We start from the raw sequence: 1525 nt of genomic DNA on the forward strand, positions 1-1525 counted from the left end.
TCCGATCCATGTTTCATCATCCGTCAGTCCGTTACGCGGCGTGACGTATGTCCGGTTACTTTGTTTCGGCTTAGTAAGGTCTCTTTTGAGTACGCGAACGGTATAACGAAACGGTCTGGATTTGACGGCCCGAGCGCAGGTGCGCCCGGTCCGTTTCTCGTTGGGAAGTTGCTTGAGCCGCTCACGCAGCCGCTTAAGCAGCGCAGGCAGCTTGCCGTAGGAGCGTGTCACGGCCGCCCATGCCATTTCGTACTGGATGGTGTGGAACGCGCGCACGAAGCTCAGTGCTTCGGGCGCGTGCCCGGCCTGCAGTGCCGCTTTGGCCATCTCCAGGCGGATCAGGTTATACGCGATCAGGGCGCCCCAGACCTCCTGATACACACCCTCCACGGTCTGACTGCGAAGGGTCAGCTCCATGCCCAGCATCGACTGCTTCAGTTCGTGGTAGCTGGTCTCGATCTGCCAGCGACGCTCGTAGCACGACACAATGTCTGCTGGCTTGAAACGTCTTCGATCAGTCAGCGACGTCAGCAACATCCGTTGCCGACCCCGTGCATCCACGGCAAGCACGGCGCGCGCTTGCCAGAATTCGGGTAGCTCCGGGCATTTGGTGCGAGCTTGCGGCGACACGCGCATGCGCACAATCTGGTCGCCCGGTGCGCCACTGACCACCTCCCAGCACGTATTGGCCTTGGCCGGAATGATGAAGTGCCGGTTCTCGCCGCCCGAAACCAGATTGCACAGGAGCTGGGCCGACAGGAACCCTTTATCGAATACGGTAATGGAATTGGCCGGCACACGAGCGATGAGCTCACGCGCCCAGATCATCTCGTTGATATCGTACGGACCGAACACCGCATCACGCACCAGATGCGTCGCAAGCGCGGTGAGCGTGACCGCGCGCAGTTGGGGATAGCTGCCAATGCGGCCATGAGCGGCGGCCGAGGCGCCGAAATGCCGGCGGTTGGCGGCACTGTCGGCGGTGCGCAGCGTGGTGCCATCCATCGCGAACAGCGAGAACCCCTTGAAGAGGTACCGCGCCAGATCCTGCCCGGACCAGTTCCTGGCCGATTCGTGAAACAGCCACGCCAGGGGCGCCGCGCCGATACGCTGCCGCGCCTGGGTGATGGCGCTCCTGCTGACAAACGACGCATCGGCTGCGGGTAGCGCAAGGTCCAGCTCATCGACGACTTCGCTGATCGACTGGTGCCGGTACAACGCCAGCGCAATCACCAGCCATACGACCTGCTGCGCGGGTAGTCGACGTCGACGCACGCTGGCACTGCCGCTGGCCTGCACCCATACTCGATCCATTCGTACGGCAGATGCTGGCCCAGCCTGCCCCATTCGAGCGGCGGCCGTGATTCAACCAGCAGGCGCAGATCATCGGTCAGCATGGCGATGAAAGTTAACATCGCCGCGTCCCGTTTACAACCGGTTGGCGCCAAATCGGCATAGGGGACGGCCATAAGGCCGTGCCCCTGCCACACCACCCGGCGTGCGGGTCCGCACCGGGCGGTTCGGG

1 pseudogene is annotated in these 1525 nt (G+C 63.0%); it reads right to left on the reverse strand.

From position 1 onward, the window contains the following. Nucleotides 1–75: 75 nt before the first annotated feature. Nucleotides 76–1397 (reverse strand): annotated as a pseudogene (locus tag EVC45_RS44545) (IS4 family transposase); the annotation flags it as partial. Between the last annotated feature and the right edge of the window lie 128 nt (nt 1398–1525).

Origin of the sequence: Paraburkholderia sp. UYCP14C (genome assembly GCF_004197395.1) — a bacterium.
Taxonomy (GTDB): Bacteria; Pseudomonadota; Gammaproteobacteria; order Burkholderiales; family Burkholderiaceae; genus Paraburkholderia.